The 26958-nt window shown below is 66.5% G+C and carries 26 protein-coding genes; 12 read left to right on the forward strand and 14 right to left on the reverse strand.

Annotated features, from left to right (window positions below; translation table 11 throughout):
* Positions 1–30: 30 nt before the first annotated feature.
* From mtgA to mpl, 5 genes are all read right to left on the reverse strand, one after another.
* Positions 31–768, reverse strand: coding sequence for a monofunctional biosynthetic peptidoglycan transglycosylase (mtgA, locus tag ACM6JT_RS31010; RefSeq protein WP_414857862.1), 738 nt, complete (start codon positions 766–768; stop codon positions 31–33).
* Between the two features lie 14 nt (positions 769–782).
* Positions 783–1649: a shikimate dehydrogenase gene (aroE, locus tag ACM6JT_RS31015; RefSeq protein WP_414857863.1), complete on the reverse strand. Its 867-nt coding sequence runs from the start codon at positions 1647–1649 to the stop codon at positions 783–785.
* A complete protein-coding gene (locus tag ACM6JT_RS31020; RefSeq protein WP_414857864.1) occupies positions 1646–3733 on the reverse strand; it encodes an RNB domain-containing ribonuclease in 2088 nt (695 codons plus the stop codon). Before ACM6JT_RS31020 ends, aroE begins: the two co-directional genes overlap by 4 nt.
* Before the next feature lie 80 nt (positions 3734–3813).
* Complete coding sequence (locus ACM6JT_RS31025) at positions 3814–4383, reverse strand: YqiA/YcfP family alpha/beta fold hydrolase (RefSeq protein WP_034182681.1); 570 nt, start codon at positions 4381–4383, stop codon at positions 3814–3816.
* Positions 4380–5876, reverse strand: coding sequence for a UDP-N-acetylmuramate:L-alanyl-gamma-D-glutamyl-meso-diaminopimelate ligase (gene mpl, locus ACM6JT_RS31030; protein ID WP_414857874.1), 1497 nt, complete (start codon positions 5874–5876; stop codon positions 4380–4382). The genes ACM6JT_RS31025 and mpl overlap by 4 nt, the downstream gene beginning before the upstream one ends.
* Positions 5877–6000: 124 nt before the next feature.
* Between mpl and ACM6JT_RS31035 the strand changes: the two genes are divergently transcribed.
* The 10 genes from ACM6JT_RS31035 (at position 6001) to ACM6JT_RS31080 (ending at position 14240) form a co-directional block, all read left to right on the forward strand.
* The gene (locus tag ACM6JT_RS31035) at positions 6001–6645 is read left to right on the forward strand and encodes a hypothetical protein (RefSeq protein WP_034182679.1); all 645 of its coding nucleotides are present in this window, start codon (positions 6001–6003) and stop codon (positions 6643–6645) included.
* A 7-nt stretch (positions 6646–6652) separates the two neighbouring features.
* Positions 6653–7204 (forward strand): TlpA family protein disulfide reductase, encoded by a 552-nt coding sequence (locus ACM6JT_RS31040; RefSeq protein WP_034182678.1) that lies wholly within the window; start codon positions 6653–6655, stop codon positions 7202–7204.
* A gap of 194 nt (positions 7205–7398) precedes the next feature.
* Entirely contained in the window at positions 7399–7851 is a 453-nt protein-coding gene (gene aroQ, locus ACM6JT_RS31045) for a type II 3-dehydroquinate dehydratase (protein WP_011350880.1), read from the forward strand.
* Positions 7852–7917: 66 nt separating this feature from the next.
* A complete protein-coding gene (accB, locus tag ACM6JT_RS31050) occupies positions 7918–8391 on the forward strand; it encodes an acetyl-CoA carboxylase biotin carboxyl carrier protein (protein ID WP_034182677.1) in 474 nt (157 codons plus the stop codon).
* An 84-nt stretch (positions 8392–8475) separates the two neighbouring features.
* Positions 8476–9843 (forward strand): acetyl-CoA carboxylase biotin carboxylase subunit, encoded by a 1368-nt coding sequence (gene accC, locus ACM6JT_RS31055; RefSeq protein WP_034182676.1) that lies wholly within the window; start codon positions 8476–8478, stop codon positions 9841–9843.
* 2 nt (positions 9844–9845) lie between these two features.
* A complete protein-coding gene (prmA, locus tag ACM6JT_RS31060; RefSeq protein WP_034182675.1) occupies positions 9846–10748 on the forward strand; it encodes a 50S ribosomal protein L11 methyltransferase in 903 nt (300 codons plus the stop codon).
* A gap of 45 nt (positions 10749–10793) precedes the next feature.
* Positions 10794–12146: a DUF3426 domain-containing protein gene (locus tag ACM6JT_RS31065; RefSeq protein WP_414857865.1), complete on the forward strand. Its 1353-nt coding sequence runs from the start codon at positions 10794–10796 to the stop codon at positions 12144–12146.
* A 73-nt stretch (positions 12147–12219) separates the two neighbouring features.
* Positions 12220–12723: a thiol peroxidase gene (tpx, locus tag ACM6JT_RS31070; RefSeq protein WP_034182673.1), complete on the forward strand. Its 504-nt coding sequence runs from the start codon at positions 12220–12222 to the stop codon at positions 12721–12723.
* 85 nt (positions 12724–12808) lie between these two features.
* The gene (locus ACM6JT_RS31075) at positions 12809–13747 is read left to right on the forward strand and encodes a carbohydrate kinase family protein (RefSeq protein WP_034182672.1); all 939 of its coding nucleotides are present in this window, start codon (positions 12809–12811) and stop codon (positions 13745–13747) included.
* Positions 13748–13766: 19 nt separating this feature from the next.
* On the forward strand, positions 13767–14240 hold the full coding sequence (locus ACM6JT_RS31080; RefSeq protein WP_034182671.1) for a glycine zipper 2TM domain-containing protein: 474 nt from the start codon (positions 13767–13769) through the stop codon (positions 14238–14240).
* Between the two features lie 213 nt (positions 14241–14453).
* Here the strand turns inward: ACM6JT_RS31080 and ACM6JT_RS31085 are convergent, their stop codons facing one another.
* The 7 genes from ACM6JT_RS31085 to ACM6JT_RS31115 all read right to left on the reverse strand — a co-directional run bounded on the left by ACM6JT_RS31085 (position 14454) and on the right by ACM6JT_RS31115 (position 22365).
* On the reverse strand, positions 14454–15107 hold the full coding sequence (locus ACM6JT_RS31085) for a histone H1-like DNA-binding protein (RefSeq protein ID WP_034182670.1): 654 nt from the start codon (positions 15105–15107) through the stop codon (positions 14454–14456).
* Between the two features lie 28 nt (positions 15108–15135).
* Positions 15136–15462, reverse strand: a complete 327-nt coding sequence (locus ACM6JT_RS31090; RefSeq protein WP_072436369.1) for a hypothetical protein — start codon at positions 15460–15462, stop codon at positions 15136–15138.
* An 82-nt stretch (positions 15463–15544) separates the two neighbouring features.
* Positions 15545–16756, reverse strand: coding sequence for a ribonucleotide-diphosphate reductase subunit beta (locus ACM6JT_RS31095; RefSeq protein WP_034182669.1), 1212 nt, complete (start codon positions 16754–16756; stop codon positions 15545–15547).
* Between the two features lie 363 nt (positions 16757–17119).
* Positions 17120–20110 carry a ribonucleoside-diphosphate reductase subunit alpha gene (locus tag ACM6JT_RS31100; protein ID WP_105389875.1) on the reverse strand — a complete coding sequence of 997 codons (2991 nt, stop codon included), beginning with the start codon at positions 20108–20110 and terminating at the stop codon, positions 17120–17122.
* Positions 20111–20562: 452 nt separating this feature from the next.
* Positions 20563–21153, reverse strand: coding sequence for a 1,6-anhydro-N-acetylmuramyl-L-alanine amidase AmpD (ampD, locus tag ACM6JT_RS31105; protein WP_131947293.1), 591 nt, complete (start codon positions 21151–21153; stop codon positions 20563–20565).
* Positions 21150–21458: a PP0621 family protein gene (locus ACM6JT_RS31110; RefSeq protein WP_034182666.1), complete on the reverse strand. Its 309-nt coding sequence runs from the start codon at positions 21456–21458 to the stop codon at positions 21150–21152. Before ACM6JT_RS31110 ends, ampD begins: the two co-directional genes overlap by 4 nt.
* 13 nt (positions 21459–21471) lie before the next feature.
* Positions 21472–22365 (reverse strand): inner membrane protein YpjD, encoded by an 894-nt coding sequence (locus ACM6JT_RS31115; protein ID WP_414857866.1) that lies wholly within the window; start codon positions 22363–22365, stop codon positions 21472–21474.
* 89 nt (positions 22366–22454) lie between these two features.
* Between ACM6JT_RS31115 and ffh the strand changes: the two genes are divergently transcribed.
* Positions 22455–23822 carry a signal recognition particle protein gene (gene ffh, locus ACM6JT_RS31120; RefSeq protein WP_034182664.1) on the forward strand — a complete coding sequence of 456 codons (1368 nt, stop codon included), beginning with the start codon at positions 22455–22457 and terminating at the stop codon, positions 23820–23822.
* A 94-nt stretch (positions 23823–23916) separates the two neighbouring features.
* Positions 23917–24468 (forward strand): hypoxanthine-guanine phosphoribosyltransferase, encoded by a 552-nt coding sequence (locus ACM6JT_RS31125; RefSeq protein WP_034182663.1) that lies wholly within the window; start codon positions 23917–23919, stop codon positions 24466–24468.
* A 79-nt stretch (positions 24469–24547) separates the two neighbouring features.
* Here the strand turns inward: ACM6JT_RS31125 and ACM6JT_RS31130 are convergent, their stop codons facing one another.
* Together ACM6JT_RS31130 and ACM6JT_RS31135 are read right to left on the reverse strand one after the other, a co-directional pair.
* A complete protein-coding gene (locus ACM6JT_RS31130) occupies positions 24548–25150 on the reverse strand; it encodes a MarC family protein (protein ID WP_034182662.1) in 603 nt (200 codons plus the stop codon).
* 21 nt (positions 25151–25171) lie between these two features.
* Positions 25172–26908, reverse strand: coding sequence for a proline--tRNA ligase (locus ACM6JT_RS31135; RefSeq protein WP_034182661.1), 1737 nt, complete (start codon positions 26906–26908; stop codon positions 25172–25174).
* Positions 26909–26958: the final 50 nt, after the last annotated feature.

Raw genomic sequence — 26958 nt, forward strand, 5'->3', positions numbered from 1 at the left:
ACGGACAATGCGGCGGCGCGAGCGCGCCGTTCACTCCGATTGCGGAAGCGCGGCCGCGCCCATCCGGCGGGCGATGATTGCCGCGCGCTGTGCCTGGTAGGCCGAGCCGCGATGCGCGTCGAACCAGCGCGGCTTCGGCAGCATCACCGCGAGACGCGCCGACTGCCACGCGCCGAGCCGGCTCGCGGGAATCCTGTAGTAATAGCGCGCGGCCGCTTCGGCACCGTACACGCCGCGGCCCCATTCGACGGAATTCAGGTAGATCTCGAAGATCCGCTCCTTGTCGAGCACCGTTTCGAGCATCCACGTGATGATGAGCTCCTGCCCCTTGCGGATATAGCTCTTCTCGCGCGACAGGAACAGGTTGCGCGCGAGCTGCTGCGTGATCGTCGAACCGCCCGCGACGATCCGGCCGCGCGCCTTGTTCCTCTCCCACGCCTGCAGGATCGCATCGACGTCGTAGCCGTTGTTGGTCGCGAAGGTCGAGTCTTCGGATGCGATCAGCGCGCGCTTCAGGTTGCGCGAGATCTGGTCGTACGGCACCCACTGGTGCTGGATCTGCGCAGGCGGCTTGTCGCGCGACAGCCACCACGCGTCGGTGCGCATGAATGCGGTCGAACCCGGGTTCACGAACGACCACAACGCGATCTGCGCGAGATAGAACAGCTGCGTCGCGAGCCACGCGCCCGCGAACACCGCACCCGCGTAGACGATCCAGCGAGCCGGGCTCACCGCTCGCGTGCGCTGCGTGCTGCTTACCGCCACCACGTGCCGCGCTCCGTTCAGCTCGCCGCGAGCGCCTGGCGCAGCGCGGCAAGCACCGGCGCACCGTCCGGCCGCACGCCGCGCCAGATGAAGAACGATTCGGCCGCCTGCTCGACGAGCATCCCGAGCCCGTCGGCCGTGCGTGCGCCGAGCGACGCCGCATGCTGCATGAACACGGTCGGCTGCGCGCCGTACATCATGTCGTACGCCAGCGTGCCCGCGCCGAATGCGGCCGCGTCGCACGCCGGCAGCGCGGCATCGAGGCTGCCGGCCGTCGCATTGACGATCACGTCGTACGGCTCCGCGCGCACCACATCGGGGCCGCCGCCCGCGAGCGTGCAGCCCGCATCGTGTGCGGCCTGCATGAACTGGCCGACGAGCGCCTCGGCCTTGCTTGCGGTGCGGTTCACGATCGTGATCGACAGCGGCGCGCGCTCGAGCAGCGGCAGCACGACCCCGCGCGCGGCGCCGCCCGCACCGAGCAGCAGGATGCGTGCGCCCGCGAGCAACACGCCGAGGTTCGCTTCGATGTCGCGCACGAGACCGACGCCATCGGTGTTGTCGCCGTAGATGCTTCCGTCGGCGTCGATGCGCAGCGTATTCACCGCGCCCGCCGCCGCCGCGCGCGGCGACAGCGTGTCGGCGAGCGCATGCGCTTCGAGCTTGAACGGCACCGTCACGTTCGCGCCGCGACCGCCTTCGGCGACGAACGCGCGCACGGCCGCTTCGAAGCCGTCGACCGGCGCGAGCCGGTGCGCGTACTCGATCGCCTCGCCGGTCTGCGCGGCGAACTGCGCGTGGATGAACGGCGACTTGCTGTGCGCCACCGGGTTGCCGAACACCACGTAGCGGTCGGCGCCGCTCGTCGACGCAACCGCGTTCATGATGCGCGCTCCTGTTCGCCGTCGTTGCCGCGCGAGGCTTCGCCACCGTCACCTGCCGCCGCACCGTCCGCTTCGGCCAGCGCTTCCGCCTCGGTTTCGGCCGAAGCATCTTCCGCGTCGATCAGCGTGTCGTCGCCGCTTTCGGCGTCATCCTCTTCCTCGGCCGCATCGCCGCTGGTCACGGTCGGCGCGTCGAGCACGTTCAGCAACCGCACCGACGCCTCGATCGTCAGCTCGTCGAGCGACATCACGTCGAGCAGCACGCGCGTGCCGCGCGCATGCACGCCGAGCCCCGGCACGTGCAGCAGCAGCGGAATTTCCTCGAGGCGCACGAGATCGCCCTTCACGACGCTCGCGACGACCTGCTTCTTCTGCTCCTGCGCGAGCCAGCGCAGGCACCAGAAATATTCCATCCGGCGCTGGTAGTCGGCATACGCGGTGTAGGTGTCGTCGAAGCCCTGCACGACCGCGTACAGGTCGGCGTCCTTCGGCTTGAACGGCGCGGCGAGCTTGGCGGTGACGCCATGCTGCACGCACGCGAGCAATTGCCACTGGTTCACGAGGTCGACGTAGCGTCGCAGCGGCGACGTGCTCCATGCGTACTGCGGCACGCCGAGGCCTTCGTGCGGCGCGGCCGTCGTCTGCATCCGCGTGCGCTTCGGGCCCGGCGCGCCGAAGCCGCGCTGCGAGCGGTAGATGCCGGGCACCGTGTGGTCGTGCAGGAATGCGCCCCAGGTCGAGTTCGCGAGGATCGCGAGCTCGGACACGATCAGGTCGAGCGGCGAACCGCGGCGGCGCGGCGTGATCGACACGTGCTCGCCTTCGACGTAGAAGTTGTAGTCGGTGTTGCGCTGCACTTCGCGCTTCAGGCCGTAGCCCGCGCGCGCGAGCTGGCGCTTCTCGAACAGCGCCTGCGCGAGCGGCCACAGCACGGCGATGTCGTCCTTGTGCGGGTAGTCGCCGGTGCCGGCCGCGAGCGTCTCTTCGTTGACGAGCTCGTCCAGCGTGTTGTGACGCAGGTTGTTCTTCACGAACACGAGTTCGGCGCGCGTCTCGTTCGCGACGATGTCCTGCGTTTCGCGGTTGACGATGATGTACAGCGACAGCGCCGGGCGGTAATCGCCCTCCTTCAGCGTGAACACGTCGACGACGTCGTCCGGCAGCATCGTGATCTTGTCGCCCGGCATGTAGACGGTCGACAGGCGCGTGCGCGCGATCGCGTCGACCGCGTCGCCGCGCACGATGCCGAGCGCCGGCGCCGCGATGTGCACGCCGATCCGCACGCGGCCGTCGGACAGGTGTTCGACCGAGAACGCATCGTCGATTTCGGTCGTCGTGATGTCGTCGATCGAGAACGCCTCGACGTTCGCGCGCGGCAGGTCGTCCGGCAGCGCGCCGACCGCGACAGGCGGAAAGCCCGTGCCGTGCGGGAAGAATTCCGCGAGGAAGCGCGCCTCGTGCAGCGCACGCGGCGACGCGATGCCGCCGCAGTCGAGCATCAGCCGCGCCGGCGACACGCCGCGCGCGCCGGCCGCCGCTTCCATCGCCTTGTATTCGATCGCGTTCTTGTCCGGCCGCGTCAGCAGCCCGAGCACCTTGCCCGCGAACGCTTCCGGCAGCTTGCCGGCCTTCAGTTCCTCTTCATACTGCGCCTGGACCAGCGCCTGCTGGCGCTTGCGTTCGAGCGCCGCGAGCGCCATCTTGAGCTGCTCTTCCGGCGCGCGCTGGTACTGGCCGCGCCCCTTGCGGCGGAAGTAGACGGGCGAGCCATGCAGCCGCAGCACCAGCGCCGCGCGCTCGACCGGGCCGTACGCCGCGCCGAAGTACTCCTCGGCCAGCGCCGTATACGCGAACTCGTCGGCCGGCGCGCATTCCCACAGGAAATCCAGATCGATCTGCTGCGCGGCCGTGTCGGCCTCCTGCATCAGTTCGCCCGCGGCCGGCTTGTCGAATTCGATCAGCACGTCTTTCGCGCGCACCTTCGCACGCCGCCCGCCGGGCAACTCGACCTGAAATGCGTCGCCCTGGCGCGACAGCACGCTGCCCGCCTTGAAACTGCCCGATTCCTCGAAGAAAACGTTCACTCAGTACTCTCGTTCAGACTGCCGGACGCCGCATCGGCGGCGCCGCATGATGATGGGGATTCGATCGGCACGCGGCCGGTTTATCGCGTTTTTCCGTCGCAAAACGCGAGAACGTCGTCGACATAGTCGGCAAATTCGCTGATGCCGTGATCGCTGCCTTCGATCACGCGCGTTTTCGCGCCGGGGTAATGGGCCAGCATCTCGCGATAGTCGAGCACTTCGTCGCCGGTCGCCGCGAACAGATAGTAGCGCTCGGCACGCGTGATCGCCGGCACGCGCAGCGCGTCGAGCTCGTGCAGGTGACGGCGCTCGACGACGATCGTGCCGCCGCCGTGCCACAACGGCTGTTCGCCCAGATGCTGCTCGAGATCGCGCTGCGGCACGATGGCCGGATTCAGCAGGACGGCCTTCCAGCCGTGCTTTTCGGCCAGCCACGTGGCGTAATAGCCGCCGAGCGAGCTGCCGATGACGGTCACGTCGCGCGCACCGGCAACCTCGGCTTCCGCGACGGCGATCGCGTCGAGCGGCGACACGGACAGCGACGGGCACCGCCACTCGGCCGTGCGGCCGAGTTCGGCCATGCGCGCGGCAAGCAGCCGCGACTTCTGCGATTCCGGCGACGACCGGAAGCCATGCAGATACAGGATCACGTGCGGCTCCCGAGCGCATCGAGCAGCTTCTGGTGCACGCCGCCGAAGCCGCCGTTGCTCATCACGAGCACGTGGTCGCCCGGGCGCGCGGCCTCGGTCACGGCCTTCACCAGCAGGTGCAGATCGTCGAACGCGCGCGCCTTGTCGCCGAGCGGCGCGAGCGCCTCGCCGAGATTCCAGCCGAGCGCGTCACGCCCGGTCGGCGCGCCGTAGCCGAACACGAGATCGGCATCGGCCAGGCTCGCGGGCAATTGCGCCTTCATCACCCCCAGCTTCATCGTGTTCGAGCGCGGCTCGAGTACCGCGAGGATGCGGGCATTCCGGCTGCCGATGCGCGCACGAAGGCCGGCGATCGTGGTTTCGATTGCGGTCGGATGGTGCGCGAAGTCGTCGTAGACGGTCACGCCGTCCACGCTGCCGCGTACTTCCATGCGGCGCTTCACGTTGCGGAACGCCGCGAGGGAGGCCGCGGCCTGCGCGGGCGGCACGCCGACGTGGCGCGCGGCGGCGATCGCCGCGAGCGCGTTCATCCGGTTGTGATCGCCCTGCACCTGCCACGCGACTTCGCCGACACGCTCCGCGTGCGAATACACGGCAAAGCGCTCGTCGACCGGCACGCCGTCCTCGGCGGGCAGCGCCTGCCAGCCGCCGTCGACGCCGAACCGCTCGACCTCGCTCCAGCAGCCGCGCGCCAGCACGCGCTCGAGCGCGTCCGAGCGGCCGTTCGTGACGATCCGGCCGACACCGGGCACGGTGCGCACGAGGTGGTGGAATTGCGTTTCGATCGCGGCGAGATCCGGGAAGATGTCGGCGTGATCGAATTCAAGGTTGTTCAGCACCGCGGTGCGCGGCCGGTAATGGACGAACTTCGAGCGCTTGTCGAAGAACGCCGTATCGTATTCGTCGGCCTCGATCACGAAGAAGCTCGAATCGGTGAGCCGCGCCGACACGCCGAAGTTCAGCGGCACGCCGCCGATCAGGAAACCCGGGTTCAGGCCCGCGTCTTCCAGCAGCCATGCGAGCATCGACGACGTGGTCGTCTTGCCGTGCGTGCCCGCGACCGCGAGCACCCATTTGCCGGCCAGCACGTGCTCGCCGAGCCACTGCGGGCCCGACACGTACGGCAGGCCGCGATCGAGGATCGCCTCCATCAGCGGATTGCCGCGCGTGACGACGTTGCCGATCACGAACAGGTCCGGTTTCAGGTCGATCTGTTCGGCGCCGTAGCCCTCGATCAGCGTGATGCCCTGCGCCTCGAGCTGCGTGCTCATCGGCGGATAGACGCCCGCGTCGCAACCCGTCACCGTGTGGTCCGCCTCGCGCGCGAGTACGGCGAGACCGCCCATGAAGGTGCCGCAGATGCCAAGAATGTGGATGTGCATAGATGAATGCTTTCGCGCCGCCGGGCGCCGTCGATTCGGAAAAGATGCGTCTGCGGCGCGCCGGACAGGCCGTGCGACCGGCGCTCGTCGCCGCGACACAAAGAGCAGTATTGTAACTGACGGCCTGCCGTGCCCGGCGGCCGGAACGATGCGCGCGAACGCCGCCGGCGCACCGGGCGGCAGGCCGCCGCACCCGCGTTCGGGCGCCGCGGCGATCTAGTATGATTGCCGGATCATGTCTCGCAAACCTCTTGTCGACCCGCGGCGCGTCCGCGAGGAAATCGCCCAGTCCGCCGCCCGCCTGATCGCGGAGGACGGGCTGGACTATGCCGGCGCGAAACGCAAGGCCGCGCGCCAGTTGCTCGGCGATTCGCGCGTTGCCGGCGAATGGCTGCCGGATAACGATCAGATCGAGGAAGAACTGCGCGAGTACCTCGCACTGTTCCAGAGCGACACGCAGCCGGACGAACTGCGTCTGCTGCGCGAGATCGCGCTCGACTGGATGCGCCGGCTCGCCGAGTTCCGTCCGTATGTGACGGGCGCCGTGCTGAACGGCACCGCAAACGCGCATTCGGATATCCATCTGCAGGCATTCACCGACAACCCGAAGGACGTCGCGATCTACCTGCTGAACCAGAACATCCAGTACGACGTGTCCGAGACGCGGCACTTCGCGGGCCGTGGCGACGTCGAGACGCTGAGCTTCCTGTGGCGCCCGCGGCGCGATGTGGACGCGATCGGCATCCACCTCGCGCTCTATGCGAGCGACGACCTGCGCGGCGCGGTCAAGGCCGACTCGCGCGGCCGGGTCGCCCGTGCGGATGCCGCCGCGCTGCGCACGCTCGTCGAAGCAGGCAAAGCCCCTTCCGAACCTGAATGATTCAACGATGATGATGAAACGCATGTTGGCGCTCGCGGTGGTCGCGGCCGCCGCCGTCGCCGGCGGGATTACCGCCGGCCATTGGTTCCGCGGCAATGCCGACGACGGCGCCGCCGTCGCCTCGCCCGCCGCAGCGGGCAGCCCGGTCGACCAGTTGTGGGCGGCGGCGCTGACGGGTGTCGACGGCAAGCCGGCTACGCTGTCCGCCTTCAAGGGCCAGAAGGTCGTCGTCAATTTCTGGGCGTCGTGGTGCGGCCCGTGCGTCGAAGAGATGCCCGAGCTCGTCGCGCTGTCGCATCAGTACAAACAGAAAGGCATCCGTTTCATCGGGATCGGCGTCGATTCCGAGCAGAACGTGAAGAACTTTCTGCAGAAAGTGAAGGTCGACTATCCGGTTTTCGTCAGCGGTTATGCGGGCGCCGATCTGGCCCGTAATTTCGGGAATACGGCTGGCGCGTTGCCGTTTACGGTCGTCATCGACGAAACCGGCAAGATTCGCGAGACAAAATTGGGACAAATCCAGCCGGCCGAGCTGAAAAAGACGCTCGACGCGCTGTAACCTGCCCGAACGCCGGCCCGCACGTTCGCGGCAATTTGCCCGTCGATCGCCGCAATTTCGCGTGAATTCGCCGACACTTTGCATCCGCACCGGTAATTCTTGCAGGTCCGGCGAATTCGGCCGTTCGGCAAAACTAGACAAATTTCTCTAAATAGCGCTAAAGTTCGCGCAATTCCGCAGAAATAGAAGCGACCATGACACGATTGCTGGTGCTGCACGGCCCGAACCTGAACCTTCTCGGCACCCGGGAACCGGAGGTGTACGGCCGCGTCACGCTGGCGCAGATCGATCAGGCGCTTGCCGCGCGCGCCCGGGAAGCCGGCGCCGAACTGTCGTCGTTCCAGAGCAACCATGAAGGCGCGCTGGTCGACCGCATCCAGGCCGCGCGGGAGGAACAGACCGATTTCATCCTGATCAATCCGGCCGCGTATACGCACACGAGCGTCGCGATCCGGGACGCGATCGCCGGCGTTGGCATCCCGTTCGTCGAGGTTCACTTGTCGAACGTGCATCGCCGCGAAGCGTTCAGGCACCACTCCTACTTTTCCGACCAGGCCGAAGGCGTGATCTGCGGGCTCGGCTGGAAAGGTTATCTGTACGCGCTCGAGTACGCGCTGGACAAGCTGCAAGGCACGTCGCGCGGCTGAATTCGCGATCTAGATTCAGCGCCGGCCCCTAACCGGCGCTTTCACGTATTGAAAGGGGAATTCCCGATGGATCTTCGTAAGCTGAAAACTCTGATCGACCTCGTCTCCGAATCCGGCATCTCCGAGCTGGAAGTGACGGAAGGCGAAGGCAAGGTGCGCATCGTCAAGAACGCACCGCCGGTCTACGTACAGCCGACGGCTGGGTATGCCCCGCAAATCAGCGCGCCCGCTCCGTCGGCCGCGCTGCCGACCGACGGTGCCGCTGCACCGGCAGCCGGCGCCGCAGCCGCGCCGGCCGTCCCGCAAGGCCACGTCGTGACGTCGCCGATGGTCGGCACGTTCTATCGCGCGCCGTCGCCGGGCGCGGACCCGTTCGTCCAGGTCGGCGACACGGTCAAGGAAGGCCAGACGATCTGCATCATCGAAGCGATGAAGCTGCTCAACGAGATCGAGTCGGACAAGGCCGGCGTGATCAAGGAAATCCTCGTCGAGAACGGCCAGGCCGTCGAATACGGCCAGCCGCTTTTCGTGATCGGCTAAGCCCGCTGCGCGGCCTTCCGGCCGCGCGCCGCCGATGCTCGCCAGGCGCCGTTCGCGCGCCCCTCGAAGAGACGAATACTCGCTATGTTTGAAAAAATCCTCATTGCCAATCGCGGTGAAATCGCGCTGCGCATCCAGCGCGCGTGCCGCGAGCTCGGCGTCAAGACGGTGGTCGTCTACTCGGAAGCCGACAAGGAAGCCAAGTACGTGCGCCTCGCGGACGAAGCCGTCTGTATCGGCCCGGCTCCGTCGAACCTGAGCTACCTGAACATGCCGGCGCTGATCAGCGCCGCGGAAGTCACCGATGCCGAGGCGATCCATCCCGGCTACGGCTTCCTGTCGGAGAACGCCGATTTCGCGGAACGCGTCGAGCAGTCGGGCTTCACGTTCATCGGCCCGCGCCCGGAAACGATCCGGATGATGGGCGACAAGGTCACCGCCAAGCAGACGATGATCAAGACCGGCGTGCCGTGCGTGCCGGGCTCGGAAGGCGCGTTGCCGGACGATCCGAAGGAGATCGTCAAGATTGCGCGCGCGATCGGCTATCCGGTCATCATCAAGGCGGCAGGCGGCGGCGGCGGGCGCGGGATGCGCGTCGTGCACACCGAGGCCGCGCTCGTCAACGCGGTCAACATGACCCGCGAGGAAGCCGGCCGTGCGTTCGGCAACCCGCAGGTGTACATGGAGAAGTTCCTCGAGAACCCGCGCCACATCGAGATCCAGGTGCTGTCCGACGCGTTCAAGAACGCGATCTGGCTCGGCGAGCGCGACTGCTCGATGCAGCGCCGCCACCAGAAGGTGATCGAGGAAGCACCGGCACCGGGCATTCCGCGCCGCCTGATCGACCGCATCGGCGACCGCTGCGCGGACGCGTGCAAGAAGATGGGCTACCTCGGCGCGGGCACGTTCGAATTCCTGTACGAAAACGGCGAGTTCTACTTCATCGAGATGAACACGCGCGTGCAGGTCGAGCACCCGGTGTCGGAACTGATCACGGGCGTCGACATCGTGCAGGAACAGATCCGCATCGCGGCTGGCGAGAAGCTCGCGCTGCGCCAGCGCGACATCCAGTTCCGCGGACATGCGATCGAATGCCGGATCAACGCAGAAGATCCGTTCAAGTTCACGCCGTCGCCGGGCCGGATCACGTCGTGGCATACGCCGGGCGGCCCCGGCGTGCGCGTCGACTCGCATGCCTACAATGGCTATTTCGTGCCGCCGAACTATGATTCGATGATCGGCAAGCTGATCACCTACGGCGCGACCCGCGAGCAGGCGATCAGCCGGATGCGCATCGCGCTGTCGGAAATGGTCGTCGAAGGCATCCAGACCAACATCCCGCTGCACCGCGAGCTGATGATCGACTCGAAGTTCGTCGAAGGCGGCACCAGCATCCACTACCTCGAAAACCGGCTCGCGCAGAAGCAGCAGGTCGCACCGGAAGAAGCGTAAGCATGAGCTATCGCGAACTCGTCGTCGAACTGGCCCGTGAGCATGCGGAGGCATTGTCCGACGCGCTGCTCGACCTCGGCGCGCTGTCGGTGTCCGTCGAGGACGCCGACGCCGACACGCCCGACGAACAGCCGCTCTTCGGCGAGCCCGGCCTCGTGCCCGATCGCACCGCGTGGCAGCACTCGCGCGTGGTCGCGCTGCTGTCGCCCGACCATGAGCCGGCCGTGCTGCTCGCGGCGGCCGCGAACGAGATCGGCCTCGCCGGGACACCGAAATTCGACGTCCGCGAAGTCGAGGAACAGGACTGGGTGCGGCTCACGCAATCGCAGTTCGAGCCGATCCCGATCGGCGAGCGGATCTGGGTCGTGCCGTCGTGGCACGACGCGCCCGATCCCGACGCGCTCGTACTCGAACTCGACCCCGGCCTCGCGTTCGGCACCGGCAGCCACCCGACCACGCGCCTTTGCATGGAATGGCTCGAACAGTCGGTGAAGCCCGGCCAGTCGGTGCTCGACTACGGCTGCGGCTCCGGCATTCTCGCGATCCTCGCGAAGAAATGCGGGGCGAACCCCGTCATCGGCATCGACATCGATCCGCAGGCCGTCGAATCGGCACGGCAGAACAGCGAACGCAATCGCGCGGAAGTCACGTACGGGCTGCCCGATGCATGCCCGGACGGCGAATTCGACATCGTCGTCGCGAACATCCTGTCGAACCCGCTGAAGCTGATGGCGTCGATGCTCGCGTCGAAGGTCAAACCGGGCGGGCGCATCGCGCTGTCGGGCGTGCTCGCGCGCCAGGCGGACGAAGTCGCAGCCGTCTATGCGCGCTACATCGACATCTCGGTCTGGCGCGAACACGAAGGTTGGGTCTGCCTTGCCGGAACCCGGCGGGAAAGCCATTAGAATAGCGCTGTCCTTCACTCTGGCCAGCAGGCCGCCCGGCTCGACATGCTTCTTGCGACGCGCTGCCCCCATTGCGAAACCGTCTTCCGACTGCAGCAGGAACAGCTCTCGCTGCATGAAGGGCTCGTGCGCTGCGGGCGTTGCCACGAAGTCTTCAACGCGTCGGAATCGCTCGTTCCCGAGCACGCGCAGCAGCCCGAACCGGCATTGACCGAAACGGCTGCCGCGCCGGAGAACGGCGACGCGCACCACCAGGCCGCGCCCGCACGGCTGTTCGCCGCCGACGCGCCGGCCGGGTTGCCGTCCGACACCGATTACAAGCCGGAAGGCTGGGACATGTGGGCGCCGTGGCTCGACGCCGGCGTCGATCCGTCGCTGCAGCACAACGTGCAGACCGTGCGCAGCGCGCCGCTGGTGCCGCTCGCGCTCCCGTCCACCGAAGCCGGCATCGTTCACCTGTCGGGTACGCCCGCGCCGTTCCCGTCCCCGACCGAGCTCGATGCATCCGCCGACGCCGTGCAACCGGCCGAACCGCATTCGACGCAAACGGAACAGGAAGCCGAAGCATCGCCCGCGCCCGTCGTGCCCCCCGTCGAACGCGACCCGCATGAGCCCCGCTTCGTCGCCCACATTCCGTCGGAAGCAGAAGCCGCTACCGACGACACCGGACCCGTGGGCCACGCGCACTTCGCCGTACCGGACGACGAGCGCGCTCCGCGCGAGCCGCGTTTTGCGTTCGCTCCGGCGCCGGCCGTAACCGCACCCGAAACCGGATCCGAACCCGACGCCGCCGCCCGGCACGACAAAACACCGGCCGCGATCACCGACGCGCCCGCCGCGCCGTTCCCGGCCGCGCTGACCGACGACGATCGCCCGCCCTTCGCCGTCACGCGCGAGACGCGCGCGCCGCAGCGGCGCGGGTTGCTCGGCGGCTTTTTCGGCGGCCTCGTCGCCGCGGTACTGGCCTTCCTGCTCGTCGCGCAACTCGCATGGTGGCAGCGCGAGACGCTGATGATCTACTGGCCCGTCACGCAGGGCTGGTTCCGTCAGGCGTGCGCGCCGCTCGGCTGCACGGTCGCGCCGCCGCGCGCGATCGACGGCCTGCGGCTCGACGCGACCGACCTGCGCCAGCTCGACGGCCCGCGCGTGCTCGAGCTGAAGGTGCCGCTGACGAACCGCTACCGTGTCGCGCTCGCGTACCCGTCGCTCGAACTGACGCTGCTCGACGACACCAATCACGTGACCGTGCGCCGCGTGCTCGCGCCGCGCGACTACGTGCGCCCGGGCACGCCGATCGACGCCGGGCTGCCGCCCGGCAAGACGCAGACGATGATCGTCCGCGTCGAAACGAACGGCACGCCCGCCTCGAATTTCCGCGTCCAGATCTTCTATCCGTGACGCGCCGCGGCGCGCGCCTGCGCGCCCGTCTCAACCCGCGCGCCCGAGCGGCGCGCTATTTCGGAGCACGAACATGAGCAAAGTTACGCTGGGTGGCAACCCGATCGATCTCGCCGGCACGTTCCCGGCCGTCGGCGCCCAAGCCGCCGATTTCAAGCTGGTCGGCAAGGACCTCGCCGACCTGTCGCTCGCCAGCTTCGCCGGCAAGCGCAAGGTGCTGAACATCGTGCCGAGCCTCGACACGCCGACCTGCGCGACGTCGACCCGCAAGTTCAACGAAGCCGCGTCGTCGCTCGACAACACGGTCGTGGTCGTCGTGTCCGCCGACCTGCCGTTCGCCGCCACGCGCTTCTGCACGACCGAAGGCCTCGCGAACGTCGTGACGGCTTCGACGTTCCGCACCGGCCGCGCGTTCGCGAACGCATACGGCGTCGACGTGACGAGCGGCCCGCTGAACGGCCTGACCGCACGTGCCGTCGTCGTGCTCGACGCGCAGGACAAGGTGATCCACGCGGAACTCGTCGGCGAGATCAAGGACGAGCCGAACTACGACGCCGCGCTCGCCGCACTGAAGTAAGCATTTCCCCGCTGTCCCCTGCCGCGCCGCGCCCTTCGCGCGGCGCTGTCGCGCAGGGCCTCTCATTTCTACAGGAACGCACACCTTGGCTACGCTGATTTGCGGCTCGATCGCCTACGACTCCATCATGACCTTCGAAGGGCGGTTCCGCGAGCACATCCTGCCCGACCAGGTGCACCTCATCAACCTGAGCTTCCTCGTGCCGACGATGCGCCGCGAATTCGGCGGCTGCGCGGGCAACATCGCGTACGCGCTGCACCTGCTCGGCGGCGATGCGCGCATGATGGGGACGATGGGCGCGCTCGACGCGCAGCCGTATCTCGACCGGTTCGACCAGCTCGGCCTGCGCTGCGATCACGTTCGCGTGTTGCCCGATACGTACACGGCGCAAGCGATGATCACGACCGATCTCGACAACAACCAGATCACTGCGTTCCACCCCGGCGCGATGATGCAGTCGCACCTGAACCATGCGGGCGACGCGCCGGACATCAAGCTCGCGATCGTCGGCCCCGACGGCTTCGACGGGATGGTGCAGCACGTGGAAGAGCTCGCCAAGGCCGGTGTGCCGTTCGTGTTCGATCCGGGCCAGGGCCTGCCGCTGTTCGACGGCGCGACGCTGCGCCGCAGCATTGAACTTGCGACCTATGTCGCGGTCAACGACTACGAGGCCAAGCTGGTGAGCGACAAAACGGGATGGTCCGAAGACGAAATCGCCAGCCGGGTCGACGCCCTCGTCATTACGCGTGGCGAGCACGGCGCGACCATCCGCCACAAGCAGGGCACGGAGCAGATTCCGGTTGTGCCGGCCGAGCGTGTCGTCGATCCGACCGGCTGCGGCGATGCCTTCCGGGGCGGCCTGCTGTACGGTATCGAGAACGGCCTCGACTGGGCAACCACGGGCCGCCTCGCGAGCCTGATGGGCTCGATCAAGATCGCTCACCAGGGGCCCCAGACTTACGTACTGACGCGCACCGAAATCGACGCGCGCTTCGAGGCTGCATTCGGTTACAGTCTCAAATGAATATTGTGGGAGAGCCAAAATGTTGACGAAAAAAAACCTCACGCTCGCGGCCATGCTGACTGCCACGCTGACCCTCGCCGGCTGCTTCACGGCACCCGGTTCGGCAGATGTCTATAGCGTCGGCCAGGCGCAGCGCGAACAGACGGTCCGCATGGGCACGGTCGAAAGCGTCCGTGCGGTTCGCATCCAGTCCGACGGCGGCGGCAGCGCGATCGGCACGCTCGGCGGCGGCGCACTCGGCGCGGTCGCAGGCAGCGCGATCGGCGGCGGCAAGGGATCGATCCTGACGGCAATCGCCGGCGGTCTCGTCGGTGCGGTCGCGGGCAACGCGGTCGGCGAAAACCTCAGCACGGCGAACGGTGTCGAAATCACCGTGCGCCTCGACAACGGCGACCTGCGCTCGATCACGCAGGCAGCAAGCGGCGAAGCGTTCCGCGCCGGCGAGCGTGTGCGGCTGCTGTCGAGCGGCGGCGTCACGCGCGTCACGCACTAACCGGGTACCTCAGCATGCGGCGCAAGCCGCAGTCGAACGCATGTGCGAAGCTGCACATGCGTTTTTTTTCGTCCGTACTCGCCGCGGCCGGTACATGGGCGAATACGGACGAAAAAAATCCCGCCACCTGAGCCAGATGGCGGGACTGATTGAGTAGCGCTACTCAACCCACGGACACCACGTGAGTGCCCGGGTGATGCTGGTCAGCCGCGATTACGGACGGCTGCCGGTCGGGAACGGCCATGCCGCTGCCGGGTTGAGCGCGGTCTTCACGCCCGATGCCGGCGCAACCGATGCGGTCGACGCGGTCGTTGCCGGTGCAGCCTTCTTCACGACGGCCTTCTTCGGAGCAGCAGCCTTCTTCGCCGGAGCGGCAGCCTTCTTCGCAGCAGGGGCAGCCTTCTTGGCGGGTGCAGCCTTCTTCGCAGCGGCCTTCTTCGCAGGCGCAGCCTTCTTGGCAGCAGCCTTCTTCGCAGGCGCGGCCTTCTTGGCAGCAGCCTTCTTGGCCGGTGCGGCCTTCTTCGCAGCAACCTTCTTCACTGCGACTTTCTTGGCTGCAACCTTCTTCGCAGCGGCCTTCTTGGCCGGCGCTGCCTTCTTCGCAGCAACCTTCTTCACTGCGACTTTCTTCGCTGCGACCTTCTTGGCTGCAACCTTCTTCGTTGCGACCTTCTTGGCCGCGACCTTCTTCGCAGCGGCCTTCTTCGCCGGTGCTGCCTTCTTCGCGGCAACCTTCTTCACCGCGACCTTCTTCGCAGCAACCTTCTTCACTGCAGCGGCCTTCTTCGCCGGAGCAGCGGCCTTCTTCGCGACGGTCTTCTTGGCAGCAACTTTCTTAGCAGCCGGTTTCTTCTTGGCGGTAGCCATGTTGTTCTCCTTCAGGTTCAGATGAGAGTCAGTTCAAACTACACCCTTCGTCAAAACCCGCTTCCCGCGGACGCTGTTCAGGACGTGCGCTTCGAAGCGGGCTATTCATCGGCGTACGCGGATACCGCGCGCTTACGCTAATGAATACGGTATGGCGCGCGTGACCACCCGGCCTCGCGCGCCAAATCAAGTCGGTAGCCGGCGCGCCTCGCGCCGCTACCCCTAATCGCTTGATCAAGCGGACCGCCACACGGCCGTCCGCTTTATCCGGAGGGAAGTTTGCCCATCCCACTGAAGGGTTCGCAAAGTGCCTGTCGTGTCGTTGGGCCGCTAAGGCACCGGGCATGCTTTGCATCAGGCGTTCTTGCTCCTAAACCTTGGGCCGGGGCCGAGAGGCCGCCGGCTGCTCCATCATGTGACGGGTTCGCTGCTGCGGGTCATTCCCAGGACAGCGCGCCCCCCGTCTGATACTCGATCACACGCGTCTCGAAGAAGTTGCGCTCCTTCTTCAGGTCGATCATCTCGCTCATCCACGGGAACGGGTTTTCCTCGTTCGGGTACAGCGGATCGAGGCCGATCTGCTGGCAACGGCGGTTGCTGATGAAGCGCAGATAGCTCTTGAACATCGACGCGTTCAAACCCAGCACGCCGCGCGGCATCGTGTCCTCGGCGTAGCGGTATTCGAGTTCGACAGCCTGCTTGAACAGCTCGCGAATCTCGGCGCGGAATTCCGCGGTCCAGAGATGCGGGTTCTCGAGCTTGATCTGGTTGATCAGGTCGATGCCGAAGTTGCAGTGCATCGACTCGTCGCGCAGGATGTACTGATATTGCTCTGCAGCACCCGTCATCTTGTTCTGGCGGCCGAGGGCGAGGATCTGCGTGAACCCGACATAGAAGAACAGGCCTTCCATGATGCAGGCGAACACGATCAGCGACTTCAGCAGCTTCTGATCCGCTTCGAGCGTGCCGGTCTTGAAGGCCGGGTCCGTCAGCGTGTGGATGAACGGGATCAGGAATTCGTCCTTCGCGCGGATCGACGCGACCTCGTGATACGCGTTGAAGATCTCGCCTTCGTCGAGACCGAGCGATTCGACGATATATTGATACGCGTGCGTGTGGATTGCCTCTTCGAACGCCTGGCGCAGCAGGAACTGCCGGCACTCGGGCGCCGTGATGTGGCGGTACGTGCCGAGCACGATATTGTTCGCCGCGAGCGAATCGGCCGTCACGAAGAAGCCAAGGTTGCGCTTCACGATGCGGCGCTCGTCCTCGGTCAGACCGTTCGGGTCCTTCCACAGAGCGATGTCGCGGGACATGTTGATTTCCTGCGGCATCCAGTGGTTCGCGCAACCGGCCAGATACTTTTCCCACGCCCACTTGTATTTGAACGGCACCAGCTGATTGACGTCAGTCTGGCCGTTGATGATGCGCTTGTCGGCGACATTGACCCGCGCTTCCGAACCGCCGGCGGGAACAGCCGATGCTTGCGGCGGCACCGCAAGATCGCCTTCGAAAATGTCGCGGACCTGATGGGCGGCAGGCGACGCAGCCTGCATTCCGACAGCCACTCCTGCGGGGGCGCGCATCGCATTGTGCTGCGCTCCGCTCGCGGGAGTTACGGCAGTCTTCTCGTCATCCCAGTTGAGCATAAATTCTCACCATCAATTTAGAACGGTTTGTACCATCTTTTCCTGAGCGATAAAAGGGTTCGCTCACGAAAAATCCTTTTTTCGATTCGCGTTGCGACCTCGATACAACACTTTGAGCAACGCATCGTCGTTCATGCAGAGCGCGACGTGTGTCGCGCGTGTATCGCGAGGTGCGCTCGACGCATCGAACGCTGATCGAAACGCGACGTCGTCGGGGATGTTTCGATCGCTTGTCGCTGCCTGCAACGCTGGTGCCGCGTTACAGATTCCTTATCATTTTTTTAGTTGAGAGCGGCGCACACTTCAACCTCGATCGGTCGTCGTGCGCGCCGCACGGCACATCTTCAGGTCAGGCGCGCTGCGTTACTGGCACGCTTCGCATTCGTCGAAGCCCGGATCGCCCGGACGCATCGTGCACACCGGACCGTCGGCCTCGACCGGCGCGAGTGCCGCCGCTGCGCCGATCGCGCCCGACGACGCATCGCCGCCTGCCGCACCGAAGCCGCCTGCCGCGCCTTGCGCGCCGCCGCTGCTCGAACCACCCGTCGGCACCGCGTTCAGCGCGCCGTGTGCGACCGTCGACTTCTCGACGTGCGTCGCCGCCATCGTGCGGAGGTAGTAGGTCGTCTTCAGGCCGCGCAGCCACGCGAGCTTGTAGACCTCGTCGAGCTTCTTGCCCGACGCGCCGCCCATGTAGATGTTCAGCGACTGCGCCTGGTCGATCCACTTCTGGCGACGCGATGCGGCTTCGACCAGCCACGTCGGATCGACTTCGAACGCGGTCGCGTAGATCGCGCGCAGGTCGGCCGGGATGCGGTCGATGCGCGACAGCATGCCGTCGAAGTACTTCAGGTCGGCGACCATCACTTCGTCCCACAGGCCGCGTTCCTTCAGGTCGCGAACGAGGAACTCGTTCACCACCGTGAATTCCCCCGACAGGTTCGACTTCACGTACAGGTTCTGGAAGGTCGGCTCGATGCACGCCGACACGCCGATGATGTTCGAGATCGTCGCCGTCGGCGCGATCGCGACGCAGTTCGAGTTGCGCATGCCGTGCGCGGCGATCCGCGAACGCAGCGTCGTCCAGTCGAGCGACTCGGACGTGTCGACCTCGACGTAGCCGCCGCGCGCTTCCGTCAGCAGCTTCAGCGTGTCCTGCGGGAGGATGCCGCGATCCCACAGCGAGCCGCGGTAGCTCGAGTAGCGGCCGCGCTCTTCGGCCAGCTCGGTCGACGCGTAGTACGCGTAGTAGCAGACCGCTTCCATCGAGCGATCGGCGAACTCGACCGCCGCTTCCGACGCGTACGGCGTGCGCAGCAGGTGCAGGCAGTCCTGGAAGCCCATGATGCCCATGCCGACCGGGCGGTGCTTCAGGTTCGAGTTACGCGCCTTCGGCACCGCGTAGTAGTTGATGTCGATCACGTTGTCGAGCATGCGCATCGCGACGCTGATCGTGCGCTTCAGCTTGTCGTGGTCGAGCGCGTAGCTGCCGTCGGCCTGCTTCACCAGGTGTGCGAGCAGGTTCACGGAGCCGAGGTTGCACACCGCGATTTCGGTGTCGCTCGTGTTCAGCGTGATTTCCGTGCACAGGTTCGACGAGTGGACGACGCCGACGTGCTGCTGCGGCGAGCGGATGTTGCACGGATCCTTGAACGTGATCCACGGGTGGCCCGTCTCGAACAGCATGCCGAGCATCTTGCGCCAGAGCTGCTGCGCCGGGATCTTCTTGAACAGCTTGATCTCGCCGCGCGCGACTTTCTCTTCGTAAGCCGTGTAAGCCTTCTCGAAATCGGCACCGAACTTGTCGTGCAGGTCCGGGCAGGTCGACGGCGAGAACAGCGTCCAGTCGGCGCCTTCCATCACGCGCTTCATGAACAGGTCGGGAATCCAGTTCGCCGTGTTCATGTCGTGCGTACGGCGGCGATCGTCGCCCGTGTTCTTGCGCAGCTCGAGGAACTCCTCGATGTCGAGGTGCCAGGATTCGAGGTACGCGCAGACCGCGCCCTTGCGCTTGCCGCCCTGGTTGACCGCAACGGCCGTGTCGTTCACGACCTTCAGGAACGGGACCACGCCTTGCGACTTGCCGTTCGTGCCCTTGATATGCGAGCCGAGTGCGCGCACGCGCGTCCAGTCGTTGCCGAGACCGCCGGCGAACTTCGACAGCAGCGCGTTTTCCTTCAGCGCTTCATAGATGCCGTCGAGATCGTCCGCGACCGTCGTCAGGTAGCACGACGACAGCTGCGAGCGATGCGTGCCCGAGTTGAACAGCGTCGGCGTCGAGCTCATGAAGTCGAAGCTCGACAGCACGTTGTAGAACTCGATCGCGCGCGTTTCGCGGTCGATCTCGTTCAGCGACAGGCCCATCGCGACGCGCATGAAGAATGCCTGCGGCATTTCGATGCGGGTGCCGTCGACGTGCAGGAAGTAGCGGTCGTACAGCGTTTGCAGGCCGAGGTAGCCGAACTGCAGGTCGCGGTTCGCGTCGAGCGCTTCACCGAGGCGCTTCAGGTCGAACTGCAGCAGCTTGTCGTCGAGCAGGCCGGCGTCGACGCCGCGCTTCAGGAACTGCGGGAAGTATTCCGCGTAGCGGGCCGACATCTCGGCCTGCACCACTTCCTCGCCGAGGATCTCGCGACGGATCGTGTGCAGCAGGATGCGGGCCGTGACCTGGCTGTATGCCGGGTCCTTCTCGATCATCGTGCGCGCAGCGAGGATCGCCGAGTCGTAGACCTGGCTCATCGGCACGCCGTCGTACAGGTTCTTCACCGTCTCCGCGACGATCGGCTCAGGGTTAACCGCAGCGCCGAGGCCATCGCACGACGACACGATCAGCGCGCGCAGCGCGTTCATGTCGAGCGGACGCGAGACGCCGTTGTCGACGACGTTGATGCCGGTGCTCGACTCGCCGCCTGCCGCCGCTGCCTCCTCGCCCGCATGCTGGCGCTCGAGGTGACGCTTCTCGCGATACAGCACGTACGCACGCGCGACGTTGTGCTCGCCGCCGCGCATCAGCGCGAGTTCGACCTGGTCCTGGATGTCTTCGATATGGAACGTACCGCCGTTCGGGCGGCTGCGCACGAGCGCGCGCACCACGTTGTGCGTCAGCTGTTCGACCTGCTCGCGCACGCGCGCCGATGCCGCGCCCTGCCCGCCGTTGACGGCCAGGAAAGCCTTGGTCACCGCGATCGCGATCTTCGAAGGCTCGAACGACACCACGCTGCCGTTGCGGCGGATCACCTTGTAGTCGGCAAACGTGGCTTGCGGCGCGAGCGCTTGCGCGCCCTGTTCGGTCCCGCCGAGCGGACGGCTCGAGGCGCTCTCGTACTGGGACGTCGCGTTGTCGGTGGTTTGCATGTGCAAAGCTCCTGGTGTTGGATGGTGCGGAGAGAACCGCGGATTAAAACGAACGCTGCGCAATGCGGTGCGCGAGCGGTAAGAGGCGAGCGATGCGTCGGGGAAGCCGGTTCGGTCGATGCGCGACAACCGAGCCGGTCGTGTGCTTCGTCATGTGTACCCTGCCCCGTCGAAATTCGCTGCGCTGATCGCGACGCTGTGACCGCCCGGCCCGACGCGCCGCCCTGAGAACCCCGTCCGCCGGCGTTGCCCGCCGGCCGGTGCCGCTCGGGGTTTCCCCTGCGACACACACTATATCTAGTGCAGAACTGCTCAACTGGCACCAAGTATAGTGGACATTCGGACGAGGTCAAAACGGATAATTTGCGATAGAGGTCTTGACATCGCTCGCGCGCCGACACGACAAGGCATTGGTCGGAGAAAAAACTTTCTCCGGTCAAAAAACCCCGCGATCAGTACTGACGGAAAGGAAAGTATTCGGCGGAAAAACCGGCATCGCTCGCGAAGCGTTGCCAATCGAAATGCGGGCCCGGGTCGGTCTTGCGACCCGGCGCGACGTCCGAGTGCCCCGCGAATGCGTCGACCGGATAACGTGCGGCGAGCGCGCGCGAGAGCGCGGCGAGCATCGCGTACTGCGCGTCGTCGAACGGCACGTCGTCCGCGCCTTCGAGCTCGATGCCGATCGAGAAATCGTTGCAGCGCGCCCTACCGAAGAACTCGGACGAGCCCGCGTGCCACGCGCGCTCGTCGCACGACACGAACTGCACGAGCTCACCGCTGCGGCGGATCAGGAAGTGCGCGGACACGCGCACCCCGCGCAGATGACTCTGGTAATAGGGGTGCGCATCGCAGTCGAGGCGATTCAGGAACAGCGCCTCGATCGCGTCGCCGCCGAATTCGCCGGGCGGCAGGCTGATGTTGTGGACGACCACGAGCGTCGGCACCGCACCCGCGGGCCGCGCCTCGAAGTTCGGCGACGGCGCATGGCGCGCTTCGCGCACCCAGCCGTTCGCGTCGACCGACAACGGCGGCGCGCCGCTCATCGTGCGTCGTGACCGCTCGCGCGCGCGGCGTGGCGCTGTGCGTGCTCGGCGCTGCAGAAGTATTCGCCGCCCGCGGCGACGGCGTCGCCCTTCGGCGCATGCACGCCGCATTCGGCGCAGCGCACCATCGGCTCGGGCAGCGACCGCGTGTCGCCGTTCGGGCGCGCAGCGCCGGCACCCGGCGCGCCGCCGTCACCCGCGCCGCGGCCGGTGCGTGCCTGCGCGTGCTCCTGGGCCTGGCGCAGCTTGCGTGCGAGCCACGAACCGGCGAAGAAGAGAAGAATCAGGAGAAGAATCTGTCGCATCGGAAACCTGCGGTCAAACCACGGAACGGTGCAGCAGCACCTCGAAAACGAACCGGCTGCCGACATACGCGAGCAGCAGCGCGGTGAACGACACGAGCACCCAGCGCGCGGCGCCGCGCCCGCGCCAGCCCGATGTCTTGCGGGCGACCAGCAGGCCGCCGAACATCAGCCACGACAGGATCGCGAACACGGTCTTGTGGTCGAGCCGCAGCGCGCGCGCGTCGACCTGCTCGCTGAACAGGATGCCCGACGCGAGCGTCAGCGTGAGCAGCACGAAGCCGGCGCCGATCAGGCGGAACAGCAGCTTCTCGAGCGTGAGCAGCGGCGGCAGCGTTTCGAGCCAGCTCGCGATCCAGCCCGTCGAGCCGTCGCGCCCGCCGTTGCGCAGCGACTGCAGGCGCCGCTCGACCATCAGCATCAGGATCGCGTGCAGCGCCGCGATCGCGAACAGGCCGTACGCGATGTTCGCGATCAGGAAGTGCAGCTTGAACAGCGGCGCCGCGGCATAAGGCAGCACCCGCACGCCGCCGAACACCAGCGGCAGCAGCGACGCGCCGCACGCGAGCGGCAGTACCAGCAGGCGCAGGCTGTCGAGCGGGAAGAAAAAGCTCTCGATCCAGTAGATGCCGGCGCCGAGCCAGAACATCGCGGACAGCGCGAACGCGAAGCCGAACACCATCGCGTCGTTCGGAAAAATCGTCATGTGGAGCAGCACGCCGTGCGCGACGAGCGCGGCGAACAGCAGCGCGCGGCCGGCCCCGCTCATCCCGGACGCGGCGGACGCGGGAACCGGCACGGCCGGCACGCTCGCGACGAGCGGCGTCGCGCCCTGGCGATGCGTGCGCCAGCCTGCGACGGCGAGGCCGCCGTACAGGAATGCGGTGAGGGCATACAGTACAATATCCATGTTCGAAGTTTACACTAGGCCCCCTTCCCGCGACGGCTCCCTTTGTTCGGTTCCGCCGCGCCTTCGGGCCCCACTGTCCATCGCTCCCCATGCTCGACAATCTCACTCAACGGATGGCGCGCGTCGTCAAGACGCTGCGCGGCGAGGCCCGGCTCACCGAGGCCAACACGCAGGAGATGCTCCGCGAGGTGCGTCTCGCGCTGCTGGAAGCCGACGTGTCGCTGCCGGTCGTCCGCGAATTCATCGCCAAGGTCAAGGAAAAGGCGCTCGGCGAAGAAGTGATCAGCAGCCTGTCGCCGGGTCAGGCGCTCGTCGGCGTGGTCCAGAAGGAACTGACCGCCGTGATCGGCGGCGACTACGAAGGCAAGGCCGCCGAGCTGAATCTCGCGGTCACGCCGCCCGCCGTGATCCTGATGGCCGGCCTGCAGGGCGCGGGCAAGACCACGACCGTCGGCAAGCTCGCGAAGCTGTTGCGCGAGAAGTACAAGAAGAAGGTGCTGACCGTGTCGTGCGACGTGTATCGTCCGGCCGCCATCATGCAGTTGAAAACGGTGAGCGAACAGGTCGGCGCCGACTTCTTCCCGTCGACGCCGGACCAGAAGCCCGTCGACATCGCGCTGGCGGCCGTCGACTGGGCGAAGCGCCACTACCATGACGTGCTGATCGTCGACACGGCCGGCCGCCTCGGCATCGACGAGGCGATGATGCAGGAAATCGCCGCGCTGCACAGCACGCTGAAGCCGGCCGAAACGCTGTTCGTCGTCGACGCGATGCTCGGCCAGGACGCGGTCAACACCGCGAAGGCGTTCAACGACACGCTGCCGCTCACCGGCGTCGTGCTGACCAAGCTCGACGGCGATTCGCGCGGCGGCGCCGCGCTGTCGGTGCGCCACATCACGGGCAAGCCGATCAAGTTCGTCGGTGTCGCCGAAAAGCTCGACGGCCTCGAGGTGTTCCACCCCGACCGGATGGCGAACCGGATCCTCGGCATGGGCGACATCCTCGCGCTCGTCGAGGAAGCGCAGCGCGGCGTCGACGTGCAGGCCGCGCAGAAGCTCGCCGACAAGGTCAAGAAGGGCGGCGACTTCGACCTGAACGATTTCCGCGCGCAGATCTCGCAGATGAAGAACATGGGCGGCCTGTCGTCGCTGATGGACAAGCTGCCCGCGCAATTCCAGCAGGCGGCGGCCGGCGCCGACATGGGCCAGGCCGAAAAGCAGATCCGCCGGATGGAAGGGATCATCAGCTCGATGACGCCCGCCGAGCGCGCGAAACCCGAAATCATCAAGGCGACGCGCAAGCGCCGCATTGCGGCCGGCGCGGGCGTGCCGGTGCAGGAAGTCAACCGGATGCTGAACCAGTACGACCAGATGCGTACGATGATGAAGAAGCTGAAGGGCGGCAACATGCAGAAGATGATGCGCGGCCTGAAGGGCATGATGCCCGGCATGCGCTGATTCCGCCCGTCGGCCGGCGCGCGGGTTTTTGCTGTAGCGCGCGCCGTCCGTTCTGCTTCATCCTTATTTGTATACCGACTGCCCGCCAGAACACATGAACCGCGAAGAAGCCCTCCACATTTTCGACCACTCCGAAGAGATCGTCTCGGCCGACGCCGTCAATGCGTCGATCGCCCGGATGGCCGACGCGATCCGCGCCGAGATCGGCGATGCGTTCCCGCTCGTTCTCTCGGTGATGGGCGGCGCCGCGGTGTTTACCGGGATGCTGCTGCCGCATCTCGATTTCCCGCTCGAATTCGACTACATCCACCTGACCCGCTACCGCAACACGACGCAGGGCAGCCCGGAGATGCACTGGCGCGTCGCGCCGCGCGAGTCGGTGAAGGACCGGATCGTGCTCGTGCTCGACGACATCCTCGACGAAGGCGAGACGATGGCCGCGATCCGCGACCGCATCCTCGACATGGGCGCGCAGCGCTTCATGTCGGCCGTGCTGTGCGAGAAGACGCTCGCAAAGGCCAAACCGCTGCACCCCGACTTCTGCGGCTTCTCGGTGCCGGACCGCTACGTGTTCGGCTGCGGGATGGATGCGAAGGGCTACTGGCGCAACCTGCCGACGATCCGCGCGCTGACCGCGAACGTCTGATCGCCGCGCTGCCCGCTATATAAAAGAAAGCGGCGCTCCGGTTTCCCGGAGCGCCGCTTTTTTTCGTGTGCGCGCCGCCCTACAGCTGGTGCACGAACGCGCGGATGCCGGCCAGCAGCATCTCGACCGAAATCGCGACGAGCACGAGGCCCATCAGCCGCTCGAACGCCGCGACCGTCCGCTCGCCGAGCCACTGCTGGATCCGTTCGGCCAATACCAGCGTGACCGCGCAGACGAGCATCGTGACCGTCAGCGCGCCGACCCACTCGAACATCTTGCCCGGCGCCTGCGACGTCAGCAGCATCACCGTCGCGAGCGCCGACGGCCCGGCGAGTGCCGGAATCGCGAGCGGCACGATGAACGGTTCGCCTCCCGCGCGCGGATCGCTGCCGAGCGCGCCGTCCGGATGCGGGAAGATCATCCGCAGTGCGATCAGGAACAGCACGATCCCGCCGCCGAGCCGCAACGACAGGTCGGTGAGGCTCATCATCCGCAGGAAGCGGTCGCCGACCACCATGAAGAACAGCAGGATCACGAACGCGATCCCCACTTCACGCAGGATCAGCTTCACGCGCCGCTCGCGCGGCACGTCCCGCATCGCCGTAATGAACAGCGGGATGTTGCCGAGCGGATCGGTGATCAGCACCAGGAGCACGGTGGCCGACAGGAACGTGTATTCCATCGTGCCCCCCGGTCGCCGCGCTTAGTGCGCGAGCGCGGCGCGGATCTTCTCCGCGACCGTCGCCGCGGCCGCGTCGACCGGCAGCAGCGTCGCTTCGGCGTCGCGGCGGCCCTGATACTCGATCTTGCCTTCCTTCAGGCCGCGCTCGCCGATCACGAGGCGATGCGGCACGCCGATCAGCTCCCAGTCGGCGAACATCACGCCCGGACGCTCGCCGCGGTCGTCGAGGATCACGTCGATGCCGGCCGCAACGAGTTCCGCGTACAGCTTGTCGGCGGTCTCGCGCACCATTTCGCTGCGGTCATAGCCCATCGGGCACAGCACGACCTCGAACGGCGCGATCGACTCCGGCCAGATGATGCCGCGGTCGTCGAAGTTCTGTTCGATCGCCGCGCCGAGAATGCGCGTGACGCCGACGCCGTAGCAGCCCATCAGCATCGGCTGCGGCTTGCCCGACTCGTCGAGGAACGTCGCGCCCAGCGCTTCCGAGTACTTGGTGCCGAGCTGGAACACGTGGCCAACCTCGATGCCGCGGCAGATGTCGATCACGCCCTTGCCGTCCGGCGACGGGTCGCCCTTCTGCACGTTGCGTACGTCGGCGACGTCCGGCTCGGGCAGGTCGCGGCCCCAGTTCACGCCCGCGATGTGATAGTCGACCTCGTTCGCGCCGACGACGAAGTCGCTCATGTTCGCGACCGTGCGGTCCGCGATCACCTTCACGGGCTTCTTCGTGCCGACCGGGCCGAGGTAGCCCGGCGGCGTGCCGAACCACTCGACGATTTCCTGTTCGGTCGCGAAGCGGTGGTTCTTCAGGCCCGGCAGCTTCGACACCTTGATCTCGTTCAGGTCGTGGTCGCCGCGCAGCATCACGAGCCAGATGGTCGGCTCGGCGCCTTCGTTGTCGGTCGCGAGCACGATCGACTTGATCGTGCGCTCGAGCGGGATGGCCAGCAGTTCGGCGACGGCTTCGCACTTCGCCTTGCCCGGCGTCGCGACCTTTTCCATCGCTTCTGCCGGCGCAGCGCGCTCGGCAATCAGCGGCAGCGCTTCGGCCGCCTCGATGTTCGCCGCGAACTCGGACGTCGGGCAGTAGGCGATCGCGTCCTCGCCGGTGTCGGCGATCACGTGGAACTCGTGCGAGAAGTTGCCGCCGATCGAGCCGCTGTCGGCCGCGACCGCACGAAACTCGAGGCCGAGGCGCGTGAAGATGCGCACGTACGCGTCGTACATCTTGCGATACGACTCGTTCAGGCCGGCCGCATCCTTGTCGAACGAATATGCGTCCTTCATGATGAATTCGCGGCCGCGCATCACGCCGAAGCGCGGACGGATCTCGTCGCGGAACTTCGTCTGGATCTGGTAGAAGTTCACCGGCATCTGCCGGTAGCTCTTGATCTGGTTGCGCGCGATGTCGGTGACGACTTCCTCGTGCGTCGGCCCGATCACGAAATCGTTGTCCTTGCGGTCCTTGAAGCGCAGCAGCTCGGGGCCGTACTGTTCCCAGCGGCCCGATTCCTGCCACAGCTCGGCCGGCTGCACGGCCGGCATCAGCAGCTCGATGGCGCCCGCCCGGTTCATTTCCTCGCGCACGATCGCCTCGACCTTGCGAATCGAACGCAGGCCGACCGGCAGGTAGTTATAGATGCCGCCGGCGACGCGACGGATCATGCCGGCGCGTACCATCAGCTTGTGGCTGACGATCTCTGCGTCGGCGGGTGCTTCTTTCAGGGTGCCGATAAAGAAACGGGAAGCTTTCATGCGGACGGTTCCAAAAACGGCGCCCCCAGGCGGGGCGCCCGAAAAAGTTT

Origin of the sequence: Burkholderia sp. IT-111MI5 (genome assembly GCF_949752865.1) — a bacterium.
Taxonomy (GTDB): Bacteria; Pseudomonadota; Gammaproteobacteria; order Burkholderiales; family Burkholderiaceae; genus Burkholderia; species Burkholderia pyrrocinia_C.